Annotated in this window: 18 protein-coding genes; 9 read left to right on the forward strand and 9 right to left on the reverse strand. The window is 67.4% G+C overall.

Annotated features, from left to right (window positions below):
• Positions 1–81 precede the first annotated feature (81 nt).
• The 8 genes from ACXAFN_RS04530 (at position 82) to ACXAFN_RS04565 (ending at position 8,381) form a co-directional block, all read left to right on the forward strand.
• Positions 82–1,344: an allantoate amidohydrolase gene (locus tag ACXAFN_RS04530; protein WP_474986568.1), complete on the forward strand. Its 1,263-nt coding sequence runs from the start codon at positions 82–84 to the stop codon at positions 1,342–1,344.
• Between the two features lie 60 nt (positions 1,345–1,404).
• Positions 1,405–2,826, forward strand: coding sequence for a YfcC family protein (locus ACXAFN_RS04535; RefSeq protein ID WP_474986569.1), 1,422 nt, complete (start codon positions 1,405–1,407; stop codon positions 2,824–2,826).
• A 272-nt stretch (positions 2,827–3,098) separates the two neighbouring features.
• Positions 3,099–4,520, forward strand: coding sequence for a DNA-3-methyladenine glycosylase 2 family protein (locus tag ACXAFN_RS04540; RefSeq protein ID WP_474986571.1), 1,422 nt, complete (start codon positions 3,099–3,101; stop codon positions 4,518–4,520).
• Positions 4,510–5,004, forward strand: a complete 495-nt coding sequence (locus tag ACXAFN_RS04545; protein WP_474986573.1) for a methylated-DNA--[protein]-cysteine S-methyltransferase — start codon at positions 4,510–4,512, stop codon at positions 5,002–5,004. The genes ACXAFN_RS04540 and ACXAFN_RS04545 overlap by 11 nt, the downstream gene beginning before the upstream one ends.
• A 415-nt stretch (positions 5,005–5,419) precedes the next feature.
• A complete protein-coding gene (locus ACXAFN_RS04550) occupies positions 5,420–5,761 on the forward strand; it encodes an ArsR/SmtB family transcription factor (RefSeq protein WP_474986574.1) in 342 nt (113 codons plus the stop codon).
• Positions 5,758–6,171 carry an arsenate reductase (glutaredoxin) gene (gene arsC / locus ACXAFN_RS04555; protein ID WP_474986576.1) on the forward strand — a complete coding sequence of 138 codons (414 nt, stop codon included), beginning with the start codon at positions 5,758–5,760 and terminating at the stop codon, positions 6,169–6,171. The genes ACXAFN_RS04550 and arsC overlap by 4 nt, the downstream gene beginning before the upstream one ends.
• Positions 6,168–6,884, forward strand: a complete 717-nt coding sequence (gene arsH / locus ACXAFN_RS04560) for an arsenical resistance protein ArsH (protein ID WP_474986578.1) — start codon at positions 6,168–6,170, stop codon at positions 6,882–6,884. Before arsC ends, arsH begins: the two co-directional genes overlap by 4 nt.
• 186 nt (positions 6,885–7,070) lie before the next feature.
• Positions 7,071–8,381 (forward strand): arsenic transporter, encoded by a 1,311-nt coding sequence (locus ACXAFN_RS04565; RefSeq protein WP_474986579.1) that lies wholly within the window; start codon positions 7,071–7,073, stop codon positions 8,379–8,381.
• 4 nt (positions 8,382–8,385) lie between these two features.
• Here ACXAFN_RS04565 and ACXAFN_RS04570 read toward each other — a convergent pair whose 3' ends face one another.
• From ACXAFN_RS04570 to ACXAFN_RS04610, 9 genes are all read right to left on the reverse strand, one after another.
• The gene (locus tag ACXAFN_RS04570) at positions 8,386–8,874 is read right to left on the reverse strand and encodes a metallophosphoesterase family protein (protein ID WP_474986581.1); all 489 of its coding nucleotides are present in this window, start codon (positions 8,872–8,874) and stop codon (positions 8,386–8,388) included.
• Positions 8,875–9,009: 135 nt separating this feature from the next.
• Entirely contained in the window at positions 9,010–10,440 is a 1,431-nt protein-coding gene (locus tag ACXAFN_RS04575; RefSeq protein ID WP_474986583.1) for an MmgE/PrpD family protein, read from the reverse strand.
• A 10-nt stretch (positions 10,441–10,450) separates the two neighbouring features.
• Positions 10,451–11,566, reverse strand: coding sequence for an AbrB family transcriptional regulator (locus ACXAFN_RS04580; protein ID WP_474986584.1), 1,116 nt, complete (start codon positions 11,564–11,566; stop codon positions 10,451–10,453).
• Positions 11,567–11,569: 3 nt separating this feature from the next.
• Positions 11,570–12,319 (reverse strand): SDR family NAD(P)-dependent oxidoreductase, encoded by a 750-nt coding sequence (locus tag ACXAFN_RS04585; protein WP_474986585.1) that lies wholly within the window; start codon positions 12,317–12,319, stop codon positions 11,570–11,572.
• Between the two features lies 1 nt (position 12,320).
• Positions 12,321–13,826 (reverse strand): tripartite tricarboxylate transporter permease, encoded by a 1,506-nt coding sequence (locus tag ACXAFN_RS04590; RefSeq protein WP_474986587.1) that lies wholly within the window; start codon positions 13,824–13,826, stop codon positions 12,321–12,323.
• A 15-nt stretch (positions 13,827–13,841) separates the two neighbouring features.
• Positions 13,842–14,303 (reverse strand): tripartite tricarboxylate transporter TctB family protein, encoded by a 462-nt coding sequence (locus ACXAFN_RS04595; protein WP_474986589.1) that lies wholly within the window; start codon positions 14,301–14,303, stop codon positions 13,842–13,844.
• 61 nt (positions 14,304–14,364) lie between these two features.
• A complete protein-coding gene (locus tag ACXAFN_RS04600) occupies positions 14,365–15,327 on the reverse strand; it encodes a Bug family tripartite tricarboxylate transporter substrate binding protein (RefSeq protein WP_474986590.1) in 963 nt (320 codons plus the stop codon).
• 258 nt (positions 15,328–15,585) lie between these two features.
• The gene (locus ACXAFN_RS04605; RefSeq protein WP_474986591.1) at positions 15,586–16,260 is read right to left on the reverse strand and encodes a GntR family transcriptional regulator; all 675 of its coding nucleotides are present in this window, start codon (positions 16,258–16,260) and stop codon (positions 15,586–15,588) included.
• A gap of 277 nt (positions 16,261–16,537) precedes the next feature.
• The gene (locus ACXAFN_RS04610) at positions 16,538–17,467 is read right to left on the reverse strand and encodes a DMT family transporter (RefSeq protein ID WP_474986593.1); all 930 of its coding nucleotides are present in this window, start codon (positions 17,465–17,467) and stop codon (positions 16,538–16,540) included.
• A gap of 97 nt (positions 17,468–17,564) precedes the next feature.
• Between ACXAFN_RS04610 and ACXAFN_RS04615 the strand changes: the two genes are divergently transcribed.
• Entirely contained in the window at positions 17,565–18,515 is a 951-nt protein-coding gene (locus ACXAFN_RS04615; protein ID WP_474986595.1) for a LysR substrate-binding domain-containing protein, read from the forward strand.
• Positions 18,516–18,557 lie beyond the last annotated feature (42 nt).

Consider the following 18,557-nt stretch of genomic DNA (forward strand, 5'->3'; position numbering starts at 1 on the left):
AGCCCCGCTAGCCTCTATTTATCATGATAAATTGAAGACGCCCTGGCGATGCCCCACCGGCCGCCTCGGCAAGGGGAATCCATGAGTCATTCATACGAACCGGCGGCCCGACAGGCCTGGCAGTGGCTGGAAACCGCGGCCCGCTTCAGCGAGACCCGGGACCCGGACCGCGAGGGCGTCACCCGGCGCTGCGCCACGCCGGAACACCGCAGCGTGCTGGACGCCCTGGGCGGCTGGATGCACGAGCTCGGCATGACGGTGCGCATGGACAACGGCGCCAACCTGATCGGCCGCCATGCCAGCGCGACGCCCGGCGCCCGCACGCTGCTGCTCGGCTCGCACCAGGACACCGTGCCCCACGGCGGCAAGTACGACGGCATCCTCGGCGTGATCCTGCCGCTGGCGCTGGTCAAGTACCTGAAGGACAACGCCATCGCGCTGCCCTTCCATATCGACGTGGTGGCCTTCAGCGACGAGGAAGGCACCCGCTTCAGCTCGACGCTGCTGGGCTCCAAGGTGCTCGCCGGCGGCTTCGACGACGCCATGCTGGAGGCCAGCGACGACGGCGGCATGACGCTGCGCGAGGCCCTCGAGGCCTTCGGCTGCCGCCCGGAGCGCATCGCCGAGGACCGCTACGCCCCCGAGGACGTGCTCGCCTTCCTCGAGGTGCATATCGAGCAGGGCCCCCAGCTCGAGCTCGAGGACCTGCCAGTCGGGGTGGTGAGCGCCATCACCGGCATCGAGCGTCATCGCCTGACCATCCACGGCCTGGCCGGCCACGCCGGCACGGTGCCCATGCACGTACGCCAGGACGCCCTGGTCGGCGCCGCCGAGGTGATCCGCCTGGTGGATGCCTTGTGTCGGGAGACAGAGGACCTGGTCGGCGTGGTGGGCAAGATCGAGAACGCCCCCAACGGGGTGAACGTCATCCCCCAGACCACCACCCTGTCCATCGAGCTGCGCTCGCCGAACGACGAGATCCGTCGCCAGGCACGCGCGACGCTGCTGGAGCGCATCGACGTCGCCCTGTCCGGCGCCCGCCTGGGGCTCGACCACCAGCTGACCTACGAACAGTCCGCCGTGCAGTGCTCCGACTGGCTCTCCGAGGAGCTGCAGGGCGCCGTGCGCGACGGCGGCCTCCCGCCGCGGGTGCTGTTCAGCGGAGCCGGCCATGACGGCCTGGCCATGCGCTCGCTGTGCGATATCGGCATGCTCTTCCTGCGCTGCGAAGGGGGCGTCAGCCATCACCCCGCCGAGGCCATCGAACCCGAGGACCTGACGGCCGCCGTCGAGGTCCTGGTCCACGTCTGCCAACGCCTGGCCAAGCGCCAGGGCGCGGCATGACTCCCATTCCCGACTCGTTCCACCCCCACGACAACACCGACAACGCTCCGAGGGTCGACCATGAGCCAATCCCGACAAAACGCCCAGAGCTCGGCATCATCGGCCTCGGCCGCGCCGAAGTGGTACCAGCGCGTGCCGGACCCGATGGTCCTGATCTTCCTGATCCTGGTGGCCGCCTATCTGATGACCTTCATCGTGCCGGCCGGCGAGTACCAGCGTGAAATGCTCGACAACGGCAGGACCTCGGTCATTCCCGACTCCTTCCGCTATCTCGCCGACGTGGCCAACCTCCACGTCTTCAGCATCTTCGTGGCCATCCCCGAGGGGCTGATCGCCGCCTCTCAGTACCTGTTCATCGTCTTCATCGCCGGCGGGCTCTTCCATATCCTGCAGCGCACCGGGGCGCTGGAGAACGCCATCGGCGTCGCCGTCCATCGGGTCGGCGCCGAGAACAACGCCCGCAGCCGCAACCTGATCATCGCCGCCGGCACCTTCATCTACGGCTTCTTCGGCGTGGCGGTCGGCTTCGAGAACAACATCGCCCTGGTGCCCATCGGCGTGCTGATCGCCACCGCCATCGGCTGCTCACGGCTGGTCGGCGTGACCATGGCCGTGGGTGGCATCGGGATCGGCTTCGCCCTCTCGCCGATCAACCCCTACACCGTCGGGGTGGCCCAGGGCATCGGCGAGCTGCCGACCTTCTCCGGCTGGTGGCTGAGGACCCTGATGGTGGTCGGCTGCCTGGCCACCCTGAGCGCCTTCATCTGCCGCTACGTGGTCCACATCGACTACCGCGACGACCAGCCCGCCGAGCTCACCAAGCGGCTCGAGGACTACACCCTGACGCGCCGCGACCTGATGACCCTGGGCATCTTCGTGGGCGGCCTGGTGATCATGCTGATCGGGGTGTTCACCCGCGGCTGGTACATCAACGAGATCGCCGGCATGTTCCTGCTGATGGCGATCGTGATCGGCTTCGCCAACGGCCTGGGCGCCAACGAACTGGTCAAGCAGATGATGGAAGGCGCCTCCACCGTTACCGCCGGCGCGCTGGTGATCGGAGTCGCGGCGTCGATCCAGGTCATCCTCAAGGACGCCCAGATCATCGACACCATCGTCCACGGCCTGAGCGGCCTGGTGGGCGACATGCCGACCGCGCTGGCGGCGGTGGCCGCCAGCGTCATCCAGGGCGTGATCAACCTGTTCGTGCCCAGCGGCTCCGGCCAGGCGCTGGTGACCATGCCGATCCTGATCCCGCTGGCCGACCTGATCGACATGAGCCGCCAGCTGATGATCACCGCCTTCCAGGTGGGCGACGGCCTGACCAACCTCATCGTGCCCACCTCCGGCGGCACCCTGGCGATGCTGGCCCTCGGCCGGGTCTCCTATGCCCAGTGGCTGCGCGTGATCATGCCGCTGATGGTGCTGGTCTACGCCATGTGCTGGGTGGCGCTGATCGCCGGGCACTATCTGGGCTACTGAGCTCGACGGCCGGGCCGCTAGATCTCCCGGCCCGGGGTCAATGGCCAACACGAGCGGGGCGAGCGTCCACGACGGACGCTCGCCCTTTTCGTGGCCGCCGCCATGCCCCGCACAGGGCATCGCTTCTCCCTCCCGGCTGCCAGGCACCTACCGAGCCCGGCTGGAAGAGAGCCTGGCCGGAAGCAAGCTCGGCTAGACGTCCGATTCCGGCGAGTCTTGTCCGCGCGACGCGATACACTGGCGAGGAAGAGTCGGAATCGAGGAAAGCCGCCATGCTGGACCCCGCCCAGTGCCGCCAGGCCCGACTGGCTCGGGACGCCCGCTTCGACGGCCGCTTCGTGGTCGCCGTGACCACCACCGGCATCTACTGCCGGCCGATCTGCCCGGCCACGCCGCCCCGGGAAACCAACGTGCGCTACTTCGACAGCGCCCTGGCCGCCGCCGAGGCGGGCTTTCGCCCCTGCCTGCGCTGCCGGCCGGACAGCGCACCGGACTCCCCGGCCTGGCGCGGCACCCGCACCACCCTGGAGCGTGCGCTGCGGCTGATCGACGACGGCGCCCTGCAGACCGGCTCGCTGGCGGCGCTGTGCGAGCGGCTGGGCGTCGGCGAGCGCCACCTGCGCCGACTGTTCCACGAGCAGCTCGGCGTCTCACCCAAGGCCTATGCCCAGCACCGCCAGTGCCTGTTCGCCAAGCAGCTGCTCCACCAGACGACGCTGCCGATCACCGACATCGCCTACGCCAGCGGCTTTCGCAGCCTGCGGCGCTTCAACGACGCCTTCCTGACCCGCATCGGCCTGGCCCCGCGGGCGCTGCGCCGCCGTGCCGCCGCGCCCGGCCAATCCGCCGAGCCCCTGACGCTGTGGCTGGCCTACCGCCCGCCCTATGCCTGGCCGGAGCTGCGCGATTTCCACGCCGGCCGCGCCATTCCCGGCCTGGAGTGGGTCGGCGAGGATCACTACGGCCGCTACATTCGCTGGGACGCGGCCGACGGTAGAACGGCGACGGGCCGGTTCATCGCCGAGCACGTACCGGAACGCCACGCCTTCCGGGTCCGCCTCGAGCTCGACGACCTGCGCACACTGTCACCAGTGGTGCGACGCATCCGCCGAGTGCTCGACCTGGACGCCGACACCGCCACCATCGAGGCCCACCTGGCCGACGCCTTCCCCACGCTCGAGCTCGTCGAGGGGCTGCGCCTGCCCGGCATCTGGTCGCCCTTCGAGGCCGGCGTGCGCGCCATCCTCGGCCAGCAGGTCTCCACCGACGCCGCCCGCGGCCTGGTCACCCGGCTGGTCGAGGCCCTGGGCGAGCCGGTCGGAAACGGCTATCAGTTCCCGACGCCCGCGGCCGTCGCCGGCAGCGCGCTCGACTGCCTGCGCATGCCCGGTGCCCGCAAGGCGACCCTGCAGCGCTTCGCGAGCTGGTACGCTGACGGCGAGGCCGGCGACGCGCCGACGGAATGGACGACGCTCAAGGGCATCGGGCCCTGGACGGCCAGCTATGCGGCCCTGCGCGGCACCGGCCATCCCGATGTGTGGCTTGCCGGCGACGCCGGCGTGCGCCGGGCCCTGCCCCGCCTTCACGGCGCCGACCCGGCCACCGCCGCGCCCTGGCGCAGCTACCTGACCCTGCAGCTCTGGTCTCAGCCACTCCCCACGCATGACGCAAGGAGCCAAGCCAATGAGCACTGACAACGCCCTGGACTACTTCCGCCCGCCGGAGAGCGAAGCCCTCGGCCTGGTTCGCCTCGAAGCCTCCGGCGCAGGCCTGACCCGGATCGCCTTCGTCATGGAAGAGGACGCGCCGGCCCGGCCCAACGCCCACACCGAGCAGGCCCGGGCCCAGCTCGCCGAGTACTTCGCCGGCACCCGCCAGGCCTTCGACCTGCCGCTGGCCCCCGCGGGCACCGACTTCCAGCGCCGCGTCTGGCAGGCGCTGGCGACGATCCCCTTCGGCGAGACCCGCTGCTACGCCGAGATCGCCGAACAGCTCGGCTGCAAGGGCGGCCAGCGCGCGGTGGGCGCGGCCAACGGCAAGAATCCGCTGGCCATCGTGGTGCCCTGCCACCGGGTGATCGGCAGCGACGGCCGGCTCACCGGCTACGCCGCCGGCATCGGCCGCAAACAGTGGCTGCTGGCGCACGAGGCCGGCGAGATTCCCTTCGCGCTGGGCTGAGCGCTCGCACCCGGCGCCACCCGTGCCGTGAGTCGCTCGGCGCCTGTGTCCTGTCGCCGGTGGGGCGCCGTTAGGCAATGTCTGAAAACTGGCTGCGCTCGGCTATACCGCGTTAAAAATCAGCTCGTGCGCGAGCCCGGTCAAAGTCCTCATTTACACCCCGTAAACTCGCACGCGAGCCCGGTCCGCCTTCTCGCTGCTTTTTTGCCTTGCGACCCACTGGGATGTGGGAAGTGCGTTGGCCCGTAGGGAACGGGCCTAGCCCTAGCCTTCGCTCGCCGACTTTTCAGACAAAACCTAGTGCCGGAGCGGGGGCGAATGCGGCGTTATCGAGCGCTTCAGGCGCGCTCCCCCTTCGGCGCCTCTTGATTCTCGCCAATATGTCTGTAATTCTAGACATATGGACACAAAACAGATGCTCGAGGCCTTCACGGCCCTCTCCCAGGCGACCCGCCTGGAGACCTTCCGGGTGCTGGTGCGCCACGAGCCGGAAGGCCTGCCGGCCGGCGAGATCGCCCGGCTGATGGGCGTGCCGCACAACACCATGTCGACCCACCTGGGCGTGCTGTCCCGAGCGGGGCTGGTGGTCTCGCGCCGCCAGAGCCGCTCGGTGATCTACCGCGCCAGCCTCGATCACATGCGCGAGACGCTCAGCTTCCTGGTGCGCGATTGCTGTGCCGGCCGCCCCGAACTCTGCGAGCCGCTCCTCGAGGAGCTGCGCCCCTGCTGCCCCCCGTCGGAGGATCCCCCGGCATGATCAGCGTGATCTATCACAACCCGGCCTGCGGGACCTCCCGCAATACCCTGGCCATGCTCCGCGCCTCCGGCGAGGAGCCTCACGTCATCGACTACCTGACGACGCCGCCCAGCCGCGAGAAGCTGCTCGAACAGCTGGCGGCGATGGCCATGTCGCCTCGCGAACTGCTGCGCCGCAAGGGCACGCCCTACGGCGCGCTCGGCCTGGACGACCCGGCGCTGACCGACGAGCAGCTGATCGACGCCATGCTGGCCCATCCCATCCTGATCAATCGCCCCATCGTGGTGACGGAGCGCGGCACCCGGTTGTGCCGGCCGTCGGAGACGGTACTGGGATTGCTGCCGAACCCCGTCGCCGAGTTCACCAAGGAAGACGGCGAAATCATTCGTTGCGAGGAATCCGTATCATGACGCGCGACGCGCTCCCCCACATCGACCCCGACCTCTTGCGCCCCATCGACGTCGACGCCCTGGCGGGCCCGCATGAGCCGCGCCATGCCCCGCGCCTGTTGGTGCTGTACGGCTCGCTGCGCGAGCGTTCCTACTCGCGCCTGCTGTCCGAGGAGGCCTCCCGCCTGCTGCGCTGGTACGGCTGCGAGGTGCGCACCTTCGATCCTTCCGGCCTGCCGCTGCCGGACGACGCCGAGGCTGATCACCCCAAGGTGCGGGAACTGCGCGAGCTGGCCGAGTGGAGCGAAGGCATGCTGTGGGTCAGCCCCGAACGCCACGGCGCCATGACCGGCATCATGAAGGCCCAGATCGACTGGATCCCCCTGGCCCTGGGCGGCGTTCGGCCGACCCAGGGCAAGACCCTGGCGGTGATGGAGGTCTCCGGCGGCAGCCAGAGCTTCAATGCCGTCAACCAGCTGCGCATCCTCGGCCGCTGGATGCGCATGCTGACCATCCCCAACCAGTCCTCGGTGCCCCGAGCCTTCAACGAGTTCGACGAGGCCGGGCGCATGCGCCTGTCGCCGCTCTACCTGCGCGTGGTCGACGTCTGCGAGGAACTGGTGAAGTTCACCTGGCTGACCCGGGGCCGCTCCGCCTACCTGACCGACCGCTATTCGGAGCGGGTCGAGAGCGCCGAGGCGGTGTCACACCGGGTCAATCAGGCGACGCACTAGGTTTCGTACGAAAACTGTCTGCGCTCGCCCATACGGCGTTAAAAATCGGCTCAAAGGACTCATTTACACCACGTAAACTCGCACGCGAGCCCGGTCCGTCTTTTCACCGATTTTTGCCTTGTCTGGCCATCGCTCGCCGACTTTTCGCACAAAACCTAAGCCGAACCACCGGGAAAGGAGTCCTTCATGCTGGCGTTCGCCATCTTCGTGGTCACCCTGGTGCTGGTCATCTGGCAGCCCAGGGGGCTCGGCATCGGCTGGAGCGCCCTGGGCGGCGCCGCGGTGGCGCTGGCCACCGGGGTCGTCGACTGGGGCGACGTAGGCACGGTCTGGCACATCGTCTGGGATGCCACCTTCACCTTCGTGGCGCTGATCATCATCTCGCTGATCCTCGACGAGGCCGGCTTCTTCGCCTGGGCCGCCCTGCACATCGCCCGCTGGGGCAACGGCCGAGGGCGACTGCTGTTCCCGCTGATCGTGATGCTCGGCGCGATGATCGCCGCGGTGTTCGCCAACGACGGCGCCGCCCTGCTGCTGACGCCCATCGTCGTCGCCATCCTGGCGCGTCTCGATTTCCGCCCCGGGGCCGCCCTGGCCTTCATCATCGCCACCGGCTTCGTCGCCGACTCGACCAGCCTGCCGCTGGTCATCTCCAACCTGGTGAACATCGTCAGCGCCAACTACTTCGATATCGGCTTCTCTCGCTATGCCCAGGTGATGGTGCCGGTCGACCTGGTGTCGCTTCTGGCCACGCTGGTGGTACTCGGCTGGTACTTTCGCCACGACGTGCCGGGCCGCTACGACGTCGAGCGGCTCGAGGCACCGGCCACGGTGATCCGCGACCGCCAGGTCTTCCGCGCCGCCTTCCCGCTGCTCGCCGGGCTGCTGGTCGCGCTGTTCCTGACCACCCGCTGGCCGGTCCCGTTCGCCGCCATCATGGGGGTGGCGGCCCTGGTACTGATGGCCATCGCCGGGCGCTGGTTCACCTCGAGCCACCTGCACGTCATCTCGCTCAGGAAGGTCATCGGCAACGCCCCCTGGCAGATCGTGCTGTTCTCGCTGGGCATGTACCTGGTGGTCTACGGCCTGGGCAATGCCTGGCTGACCGCCGAGGCCGCCTCGGTGCTGGAATGGCTCGGCGGCCAGGGCGCCTTCGTGGCCACCGTGGGGACCGGGTTCGCCTCGGCGCTCCTCGCCTCGCTGATGAACAACATGCCCTCGACCCTGATGGGCGCGCTGGCCATCGACCAGGCCCAGGTGTCGACGACGACCCAGCAGCTGATGGTCTATGCCAACGTCATCGGCAATGACCTGGGGCCCAAGTTCACGCCCATCGGCAGCCTCGCCACCCTGCTCTGGCTGCACGTGCTGGCCGGCAAGGGCTACCGCATCGGCTGGGGGCAGTACATGAGGGTCGGGCTGATCATCACCCCACCGGTGCTGCTGGCCGCCCTGGTGGCCCTGGCTCTCTGGTTGCCCATGCTCCCGCCTCAGTAGTGCCCTACACCGGCAGCTGAAGGATGGCGCCGCGCAGGGCGGTCTCGTCGGCCCACAGCTTGCCCAGGGTCAGTGGTAACGTGAAGCGGCGGCGGCCGGCGCCGCCAGGGTTGAACAGCAGCCGGCCGGCACGCCACTCGTGGCGCGACTTGTGGGAGTGGCCGTGGAGCACGGCGTCACAGGCGGTGGCCTCGTCGAAGTCGGCGAGCTCATGCACCAGGTGCAGCCGCCAGCCGTTGACCGCGAGGTCCCGGTGCCAGGGCAGACGCTCGGCCCAGTCGGCGGTATCGACGTTGCCGCGTACGGCGAACACCGGCGCCAGCTCGCCCAGCCGATCGAGGATCGCCTCATCTCGGTCCCGGCTGCCCACGTCGCCAAGATGCAGGATCAGCCCACAGCCCTCAAGCATCGCCAGCGCCTCGTCGCGCAGCGTGCCGTGGGTGTCGGCGATCACGCCGATCGGCGCGTCGAGCTCGAAACGCTCAGGGGTCATGCACGGCTCCCGTTCTGCGATCTCGCCTCATGGTGACGTCGCTCGATGGAATCGGCCAGCGCCGCATGAAAAAGGAGGGGCATTGCCCCTCCTCGTGATGCGTCAATCCACGTTTTCTAGCCATACACTCGGTTGTTACCCATTCAACTTCTCGGCCAGGGCGCTCACGTCCTCGAGCGCCTGAATCTTCCACACGGTGGCGATCAGGTCGCTTTGGGCCCGGTCGCCCAGGACGCCGTCGCAGCAGGAGCGCACCTTCTGCTCGACCTCATCATCGCTGAGGGGATTTTCCGGACCACCGCGGTAGCGCTCGTCGGCCCAGCCGCTGACCTCCTTGCCATTTTTCAGGCGCAGGGTGATGCGCGAGCGCATCTTGTCAAAGCCCTGGGCCTCGATCGCCTCGTCAAACTCGGTGCGAATTCGACGCTGCATGTCCTGCATGGCCTGCGATGCCACGAACTCATCGGAAAACTCGACCTTACCCGCCTGACGGTTGATTGCGATCATCGCCAGTGCCGCAGGCAGAGAGAACTTGGCCTGCAGGTGATTGGCGGCGATCGGGTAGCGGATCGGGTTCAAGATATTCGACCCCGCGTGGACGATCACCTCCTCGATGTCATCGGGGTTGGCGTCGATCTCGAGCACCAGGCGCAGCATCAGGTCGATGGTCGGATGCGTCAGCACGCCACAGGGGTACGGCTTGATGGAGACCCCCGGCTCGACGATGGACCAGGTCTTGCCGAAGCCCTGTGACAGCTTGTCCTCGCTGGCCCCGCCGCCCTGCACCGCCATGAAGCCCCAGGGACCGTCCAGCGCCTCCGGGTCGGCAGTAAAGCCACGGCTTGCCAGCAGCGCTGCGGTCACACCATTTTCCGCCGCGCGGCCGACGTGCAGGGGCTTGGTCATGGTGCCGAAGTTGCAACGGATGCCCGCGGCGAGGCTGGCGGCGATGCCGAAGCCATGTCGCAGCACCTCGCCCTTCAAGCCCATCAGCTTGGCGGCGCTGGCGAAGGCGCCGAAGGTACCCACGGTGCCGCTGGAGTGCATGCCCTGCATATAGTGCTGGGGCAGCATCCACTCGGAGATCTTGCTTTCGACCTCGAAGCCGGTAAGGAAGGCTTCCATGAAGCGTTTGCCGTCTACGCCGCCCAGGCGCTGGCTGACTACCAGGGAGGCGCTCAGCGGGGGAATGGTCGGGTGGGTCAGCAGACCATAGATGTGCGCCGGGTCCTGGCTGACCTGGCTGTCGTCCCAGTCATGGGCGTGGCCGGCGGTACCCAGCACCCGGGCGGCCTGGGCCATCGGCGCCTTGATGCCACGCTGGCCCAGTACCAGGGCGTCGGCCCGGCCGCCGCTCTCGGCGGCCTCCTCGGCCAGGATTTGCACCGAGTGCTCCTCGGAGCCCGCGACGAAGAGCCCGACACCGTCCAGCACGCAGCGGGTGCCGATACGCAATGCCTCGTCGGGAATCTCCTCGAAGCGAACCGACTCCACGAACGCAGCAGCCTCGGCGGTGATCCGGGTGTCCTTTGGCATGTTGGCGAAGACATTGGTAGCAACAGACATGAAATTCTCCTTAATCAGATACGCATGAGCGTGAGTCTTGGAACCGTGGCAGGCGCGAGAGTCGCGCCCACAGGGGCCCTGCGAAGAGGTTCACCGACAAGGCGCGAATGGCATGGAAACCGGCCACCAGGGCGGCGTTCTGGCCAAGGGCCTGGGCGGTCAGGGTCATTTCGGCCATGCCGCCCACGGAAAACCCGAGAACGAGGGTCGCGGGGGATTCAGCGGAAGACGACAGCCCCGCCACCGAGAGGGCGACCATCGCCACCACCAGCCCGATCAGCACGAGCACCGGCACACCGGTGACAATGGCCTGGGGAAGCGCCTTGAGCGTGGCACGCTGGAACTTGGCTCCGAGGCTGAAGCCCACCACCACCTGAGCGGCGACCAGGAGCCCCGGCGACATATGCGCCGAGGGCAGCGCCTCGCTTCCGGCCAGTACCCCGGCAACGACGAGGGGCGTCAGGAACCAGGCGGATGGCATCCTCAGACGCCCCATGCACCAGCTCACCGCCGCACACAGCACCAGCAGTCCGGCCAGCGACAGCGGGGCGAGGGTCTGTCCCCCATCGACGGCCGGCGGCACCGAAGGGGTAGCGCTCAGCACGAAGAGCGCCGCTGGCAGCAGGGTGACGATCAGGCCGACTCGAATGGCATGCAGTGCCGCGATGGCCGCCCGGTTGGCGCGATAGCCCTCGCCGATTTCGGCCATCTCGATCACTCCCCCCGGCAGCAGACAGAAATAGGCGGAGGCCTTGTCGAGTCCGGAAAGCCGCGCATACAGCGGTGTGACCAGAATGGCCAGCGCCACGCCGAGGGTCGCCGAGGCCAGCATCACCGGCAGCCAGCCGAGCAGCTGCCGCGCCACCTCGGGGGTGATCCAGAGCCCGACACTGGCCCCCACTACCACCAGCCCCGCGCGCTGAATCGGCTTGGGCGCGCGAGCCGGTCGCCCGACGCCCGCCCAAATGCCGGTGGCGATGGCCGCCCCAAGCAGCCAGCCGAGCGGCAGTTCCAGCGCGTCCCAGACACCGCCACCGGCGACGGCGATACCGGCGGGCAGCAGGAAGTTCTGCCACCAGTACCCCAGGACGTTCCGGTGACGATCGGGTTTCAGATAGATGGTCATGGATCAGCCGAGGTAGCTTCCGCCGTTGAGATGAAACGTCTGGCCGGTGCTGTAGCGCCCCATGGGGCCGGCCAGATGGCAGACCATGGCCGCGACCTCATCGGGTCGCCCGAAGCGGCGCACCAGCCCCCCCTTGCCGGCCGCCAACCTGGGAGGCGGGGATCCAGCAGGACGCTCGGTATCGATCTGCCCCGGCACGATGCAGTTGGCGGTCACTCCATGCTCGCCGTACTCCACCGCCAGCGCCCGGGTCAGGCCCACCACTCCCATCTTCGAGGCGATGACATTGGCCCGCTCGGCGGCCCCCAGATGTGCGCTGACGCCGCCGAAGGTGACGATGGCGGCCTGGTCGGAGTCCAGCAGCAGCGGCAGGCTGGCCTTGGCGGCCAGGAAAGGCCCATCCAGATTGACGGCCATGACCTGGCGCCAATCCTCGATCGTCAGCTCGGCAAAGGGCTTGTGGGGACGAATGGCGGCACAACACACCAGCGTATCGAGCCGTCCGAAACGCTCGCCCACCCTGGCCACGGCGCCCTCCATCGCCTCGGGATCGGCAATGTCCGCCGCCAGTCCGAGCCCTTGGCGCCCGAGCGCCTCGATGTCGGTCAGGGTGTTCTTCATGGACTCGCCATGATGGGTCGCAACGATCGCCACATCGGCCCCCTGCTCGGCGAGCCCAAGCGCCACGGCACGACCGATATTGCGACTGCCGCCGGTCACCAGGGCAATGCGTCCTTCGAGTGGCAGAGACATGTCACTGGCTTCCCTGTGAAGTGATCGGGCCACCGCGCATGCGACGCACGGCGCTGGATATCGGCTTGTAGAAGATGCTCAGCGCGGCCAGGGCAAAGAACAGCAGAGCCACCGGGCGCTCAATAAAGCGGGTCGCGTCCTGATCGAAGATGATCATCGACTGCGCCAGGGAGTTCTCGACCAGCGAGCCCAGCACGACTCCCATGATGATCGGCGCCGCACCGAAGCCGTAACGCTTGAGCCAGAAGCCCGCGAAGCCGGCGATCAGCATGATGGTGACGTCCACCAGGCTCTGGTTGACGCCGTAGGCGCCCACCACGCAGAGGGCAAACACCGCAGGCCACAGGAAGGTTCTGGGAATCAGAGAGATGCGCGAGAACAGCTTGGCCCCGGCCAGGCCGAAGACCAGGAACACCAGGTTGGCCACCAACATGGCGGCAAAAATCGCATACAGCAGGTCCGGCTGCTTCTCGAACAGATAACTGCCGGGGCGGATCCCGTGAATCTGAAGGCCACCCAGGATCACGGCCGCGGTGGCTGACCCGGGAATCCCCAGCGCCAGCGTCGGCACCATGGAACCGCCGGTGGCGGCATTGTTGGCGGCTTCGGGGCCGGCGATGCCCTCGACCTCACCGGTGCCGAACTTGTCCCCATGCTTCGACCAGCGACGCGCCTCGTTGTACCCGATCATTGACGCCATGGTGCTGCCTTCCGCCGGCAGGATGCCGATGAAGGTCCCGATACCCGAGGAGCGCAGGATGGTCTTCCACACCCGCTTGAAGTCCTCTCGGGAGGGCAGCTTGATGGCGTTGAGGGTGATCCGGTCCTTGGCCCTGTCGACGACGTCGGACTGGGAAAGCAGCTCCGACACCGCGAACAGGCCGATCAGGATGGGGATGAAGCTGATACCTTCGTACAGCTCCGGCACGCCAAAGGTGAAGCGCTCGACGCCGGTGGTCAGATCCACCCCGATAGTGGCGATCAACAGCCCGAGGGCACCCCCGATCAGGTTCTTGACCGGCGACTTGCCGCTGATCGAGGCCAGCATGGACAGCCCGAAGATCGCCAGTGCGAAGTACTCGGGCGGCCCGAAGGAGTGCGCGATGCCGGCGAGGGCCGGGGCCGCCAGCACCATCACGATCAGCGAGATGATGCCGCCGATGACGCTGGAGACCGCCGCCATGCCGAGGGCGCGGCCGGCCTCCCCCCGCTGCGCCATGGGAAAGCCGTCAAAGGCCGTGGCAGCGGCGGGCGGCGCTCCCGGAGCATTGATCAGGATGGCCGTGATGGAACCCCCAAAGGTGCCGGCGCAGTAAAGCGCGGCCAGCATCGCGATCGCCGGGATCGGTTCCAGATAGATGGTGAAGGGCAGCAGCAGCGCTACCGCCATTGATGAACTCAGCCCCGGCAACGCCCCTACCAGCACGCCGATGATGGTGCCCAGCAGGATGACGGCGAGGGAAATCGGGTCGGCGAGTATGCCGAACCCTGTCAGAATCGGATCCATGGTCGTCTCCTTCCCTCAGGACAGCCACGGGCTGAGCACGCCCTGCGGCAACCTGAGTTTCAGTGCGAAGGTAAAGAGCAGGTAGATGCACGCCGGCACCGCAATGGCATAGATCAGAACGTAGAGCCTGCGTCGCTCTCCCCACAGCAGCGGGATGATCAGGCAGGTCAGCATGGTGGTGAGCGTCAGCCCGAGCACGCCGAACAGGAACACAGAGGCCAGCAGCACCAGCGCCGTGGCCCACATGCGCCAGGAGATGACCGGCTTGTCCTCTTCTTCATGGCCGCGGCCCTGGTAGATCATCACCAGGGACAACACGGCGATGACGCCGAGGATCAAGCGCGGCATGTCCGCCGCCTGCATGCCTTGGGCAAAGGATGCCGGCACCGTGTCGAAGCCCGCGGTAATCCAGCCCAACACGCCGACCAGCGCCAGCAGTACGCAACCCGGGAGCAGGTCTCGCCAATGACGAATCATGAGCGTCTCCTCGTCTCGCAAGAGAAAGTGACGGGGGCTGTGCATGCCCCCGCCATGCGGCTCACTGGAGAAGACCGAGATCCATCATGGTCTTCCTGCCCGACTCGTACATGCGACGAATCTGCTTGTCCCATACCTCCGCGCCGGCAATGCTCGCGTTGTCGAGGCCTATGCCATCGAGGTATTCCTGATACCGGTCGCTTTCCATGCCAGCGAGCATGGCCTGCTCGAGCGTGCCGACACGCTCCTGGGGGGTATCCTTGAGAACCACATACCCGCGCACGGTGGAGAAGGCGACGTCCATGCCGTTTTCGGCCAGTGTCGGCACGTCCGGAAGGGCGCCCATGCGCTCTTCTGCCATCACCGCCAGGGGTCGGAAGTCGCCCGCGTCGACTTGGTCCTGGGACTCAGAGATATTGAGGCCGGCGGCATCGATGTCACCGCGGGACAGGGCGGCGGCAAACTCCGCGCCGCTATCGAACGGCACATAGGAGACATTGAGATTCGCCTCATTGGCGAAGCTCATGGCGGCAATATGATCAACGCCGCCGATCTGGGTGCCCCCCCACTTGATCGTGCCCGACTGGCCGGCTTCGACCAGGTCATCGATGGTGTCGTAGTCGCTATCGCCCTGGACCATGATGATGATCGGGTCATCGGTGGCCCGCACCACGCCCTGGATGTCGTCGATGCCGATCGGCGCGTTGCCACGCAGCATGGTGAAAAGGTGCGTCGGGGTGACGGCCATCAGGGTATGGCCGTCGGCGGGCTTGTCGCTGACGTAGCTCATCGCCACGGAGCCGCCGCCGCCCTTCTTGTTCTGGACGAAGACGTTCTGGTCGATTTGTTCCTGGGTCGAGAGAGCCACCATCCTGGCGGTCGTGTCGGTGCCACCGCCAGGCGAGGTGTGCACGGCGATCTCGACCGGCTCGGTCGGGAAGTCGTCTGCCGCCTGTGCAGAGGTGGCAATGGAGGCGGATGCAATGCCCACCGCCAGCATGCCGGTTGTGAACCAATGAGGCATGGTGATGCTCCTTGTAGTCGTTGTAGGAAGGCGTGTCTCGAAAGCATCTGTAAACTGTTAACAGTTTACATGGCGCAAAACTAGCAAACCCCTCGCCTCGTCATTAGTAGACATTGGTCTACAGCATCGATAAAGGCTCGTCCCCGGTCCTGCAAGGCCATGGCGTGAGGGACGCTCCCGGGGCGCCCCCCTGACGCACCCGGAAGACGCCGCGTGGTGGGCAAGAAGGCGACAGGGGCACGGCCCGCCATGAACGATTCAGGTCTCTCCGAGTGCTTCCGCCATGCGGCGCCACCCCGCCATCACATGGTCTCGCAGGGCTTTGGATGCCTTCTCGGCGTCACGCTCGGCTATCGCCTCCACGATGGTGACGTGCTCCGCATTGGAGGCCTTGAGGTTGCCCCGCTGTACCAGCCCACGGCGGCGAAACAGGTGCAGCTGCTTGATGATGTCGTCATAGTAGCGGCCCAGGGCGCTATTCCCGGTATTGGCCATCATGGTGTCGTGGAATTGCAGGTTCAGCTGATAGTAGCCATCCATGTCTTCTCGCTCGGCGGCCTCGTTCATCCGATCGACCAGCCGATTCAGTTCCGCGATCACCTCCGGCGTGGCCCTCTCGACCAGCAACTCTCCCACCAGGGCGGTCAAGGCACGGCGGACTTCATAGAGCTCACGGGCTTCCTCCAGGCTCATCTCGCGGACGTAGGCACCGTGATTGGCGACGTTGCGGATCAGCCCGGCATACTCGAGGCTGCGGCAGGCCTCGCGAATCGGGCCGCGACTGATATCGAACCTCGCCGCCAGGGCGCTTTCGTTGATACGGTCCCCGGCGGACAGCTCTCCGGAGATGATCAGTTGCTCTATGGCATCTCGAGCAATGGACGTCAGCGTGTTGGAACGTCGCTGACCGATTCGATCCTTGGTTGAGTCCATATCGGGCCCTTGTGGCAAGCCTAAATCGTCAACTGTTAACGATATCACCTACCCTCGGCGAAGTGGACCCCATTTACCGGGCGAACTGACGAGCCGGATCGAGGCAGGAAGTCACCGCACTTCGGCCGATGCCCATGGAGGAATATGGGCCGGGCCGGGCTGGCCAAGCCGCGTCACGCCCAGGTGCGGCCGGAGTGAGTGGCAAGCGTCTCGAGGCCGCCCACCGGGTATGGCGGCAATGGCATGTTCTCCGCGAGGGCGTTCATGAGGCGCTCGCCTACCGCGTCACCACCAGCAGGCCGAGTAACAAGGCCGCCCCGCCGGCGAGGAAGTTGGCCGTCAGCGGCTCGCCGAGCAGCAGCGCGCCGAACAGCACGCCGAACACCGGCGACAGGAACGAGAAGATCCCCAGCTGGGAGGCGAAATAGCGCCGCAGCAGCGCGAACCACAGCAGCAGCGCGGCCAGCGAGATGACCAACGTCTGGAAGGCCAGGCTGGCCACCACCGCGCCTGTCGCCTGAAGGCGGCCGAGATCGCCGAGCAGCGCGGTCACGGGCAGCAACAGCAGGCCGGTGAAAGCGAGCTGGTAGAACAGCGTCTGGACCGGGGGCGCCTCGGACAGCGAGGAGCGGCGTATCACAAGGGTAGTGGCGGCCCAGGCGAGGCCGGCCAGCAGCCCCAGCAGATCGCCCCGCAGGATGTCGCCGGCATTGGCGATATCGGTGGCCGGTGCCATGGCGAGCACCATGCCGCCGAAGGCCAGCCCGACACCCATCCACTGGCGCCGCGTCAGCTGCTCCCCCGGCACCAGCAGGTGCAGCCCCAGGGCCGCAAACACCGGAGCGGTATAGAGGAATACCGACATGTGCGAGGCCAGGGTGTAGTTCAGCCCCCAGGCCACGAACACGAATTCGGCGGCAAACCCCAGTCCCACCAGGATGCCCGGGCCGAGATGGGCGCGCAGGTCGGCCACTCGAATGCCCTGCCGGTAGGCCAGCGCCGCCACCAGCAGCGCCGCCAGGGATGAGCGCAGCGCAATCTGGGCCAGCGGCGAGATATCCGCCGCGACCATCTTGATGGCCACCTGCTGAAAGCCCAGCGCCAGGCAGAACAGCACCATCAGCAGACTGGCCTGCATATCCAGGTGCCGGCGCGCCACGCCGCCGGTAGTTGCCATAGCATTGCTCAACTGCTTGGTCCCTTGCATATCGCCCCCTTGGCCGTGATGGAGACCAAGTGGAGCATTTGCCGGCGGCGTCGCCAAACGATTAATCTGGAGGCCAAGGTTCAGGAAAACTCAATCCATGAAGATCGAACGCCTCCCCCTGAATGCGCTGCGGGCGTTTGCCGAAGCGGCTCGCGCGGAAAGCTTCAAGCAAGCCGCCAGCCGGCTGGGCGTCACCCCCGGCGCGGTCAGCCGCCAGATCAAGCAGCTCGAGGACCGGCTCGGCATATCGCTCTTCGCCCGGCATGCCAACGGCGTGCAGTTGAACGAGGCCGGACGACAGCTGGCCAAGGACATCGACAGCGGCCTCGAGCGTATCGCCGCCGGCGTCCAGAACGCTCAGGAGAGCGCACGACGAGCACCCATGCTGACGCTCAGCGCCCCGCCCTCCTTCATGCAGCTGTGGCTGCTGCCACGGCTGGCGGATTTCGACGCCAGGGTGGGCGGCATCGACATCTCGCTGGAGGCCAGCCAGTCATTGACGGTTCCGGCCTGGCAAGGCGACGGGGCCCGCCTGGCGATTCGCTACGGCCGCGGCCCCTGGCCGGACGTGACGAGCCAGCGCCTGTTCGGCGACGAGCTGTTTCCCGTCTGTGCCCCATCGCTGCTGGAGCGCGGAGCTCGTCCCATGACGCCCGCCGACCTGGCCCGCCACAGCCTGCTGGAAGTCTGCTGGGAGTCCTCCCAGGGCGTCGCCTTTCCAGGCTGGCGGGAATGGCTCGAGGCCGCCGGCGTCGCCGACCGGGTGCCGCCGCCACAGCGCCGCTACTCGCTGTCCGGTCTGGCCATGGATCAGGCCATCGCCGGACGCGGCATCATGCTGGCCAATCATCCCGTGGCCATGGATCGGCTGGAAAGCGGCGTGCTCGTGCGGCCCTTCGGCGAGCGCCATGTGCTCGCCTCGCCCATGACCTACGACCTCCTGACGCCCCCGAGCGGCGAGGCGCCGCCCGCCGTTGCGCGCTTCATCGACTGGCTGCTGAACGAAGCCGCCGCCTTCGACCGGGCCACGATTCACAAGGCCCGCTGAATGCCCGAGCCCCTGGCACGACGCCACGGCATTTATGGCACC

The sequence above is a fragment of the Halomonas sp. ABH4_019 genome (assembly GCF_056159885.1).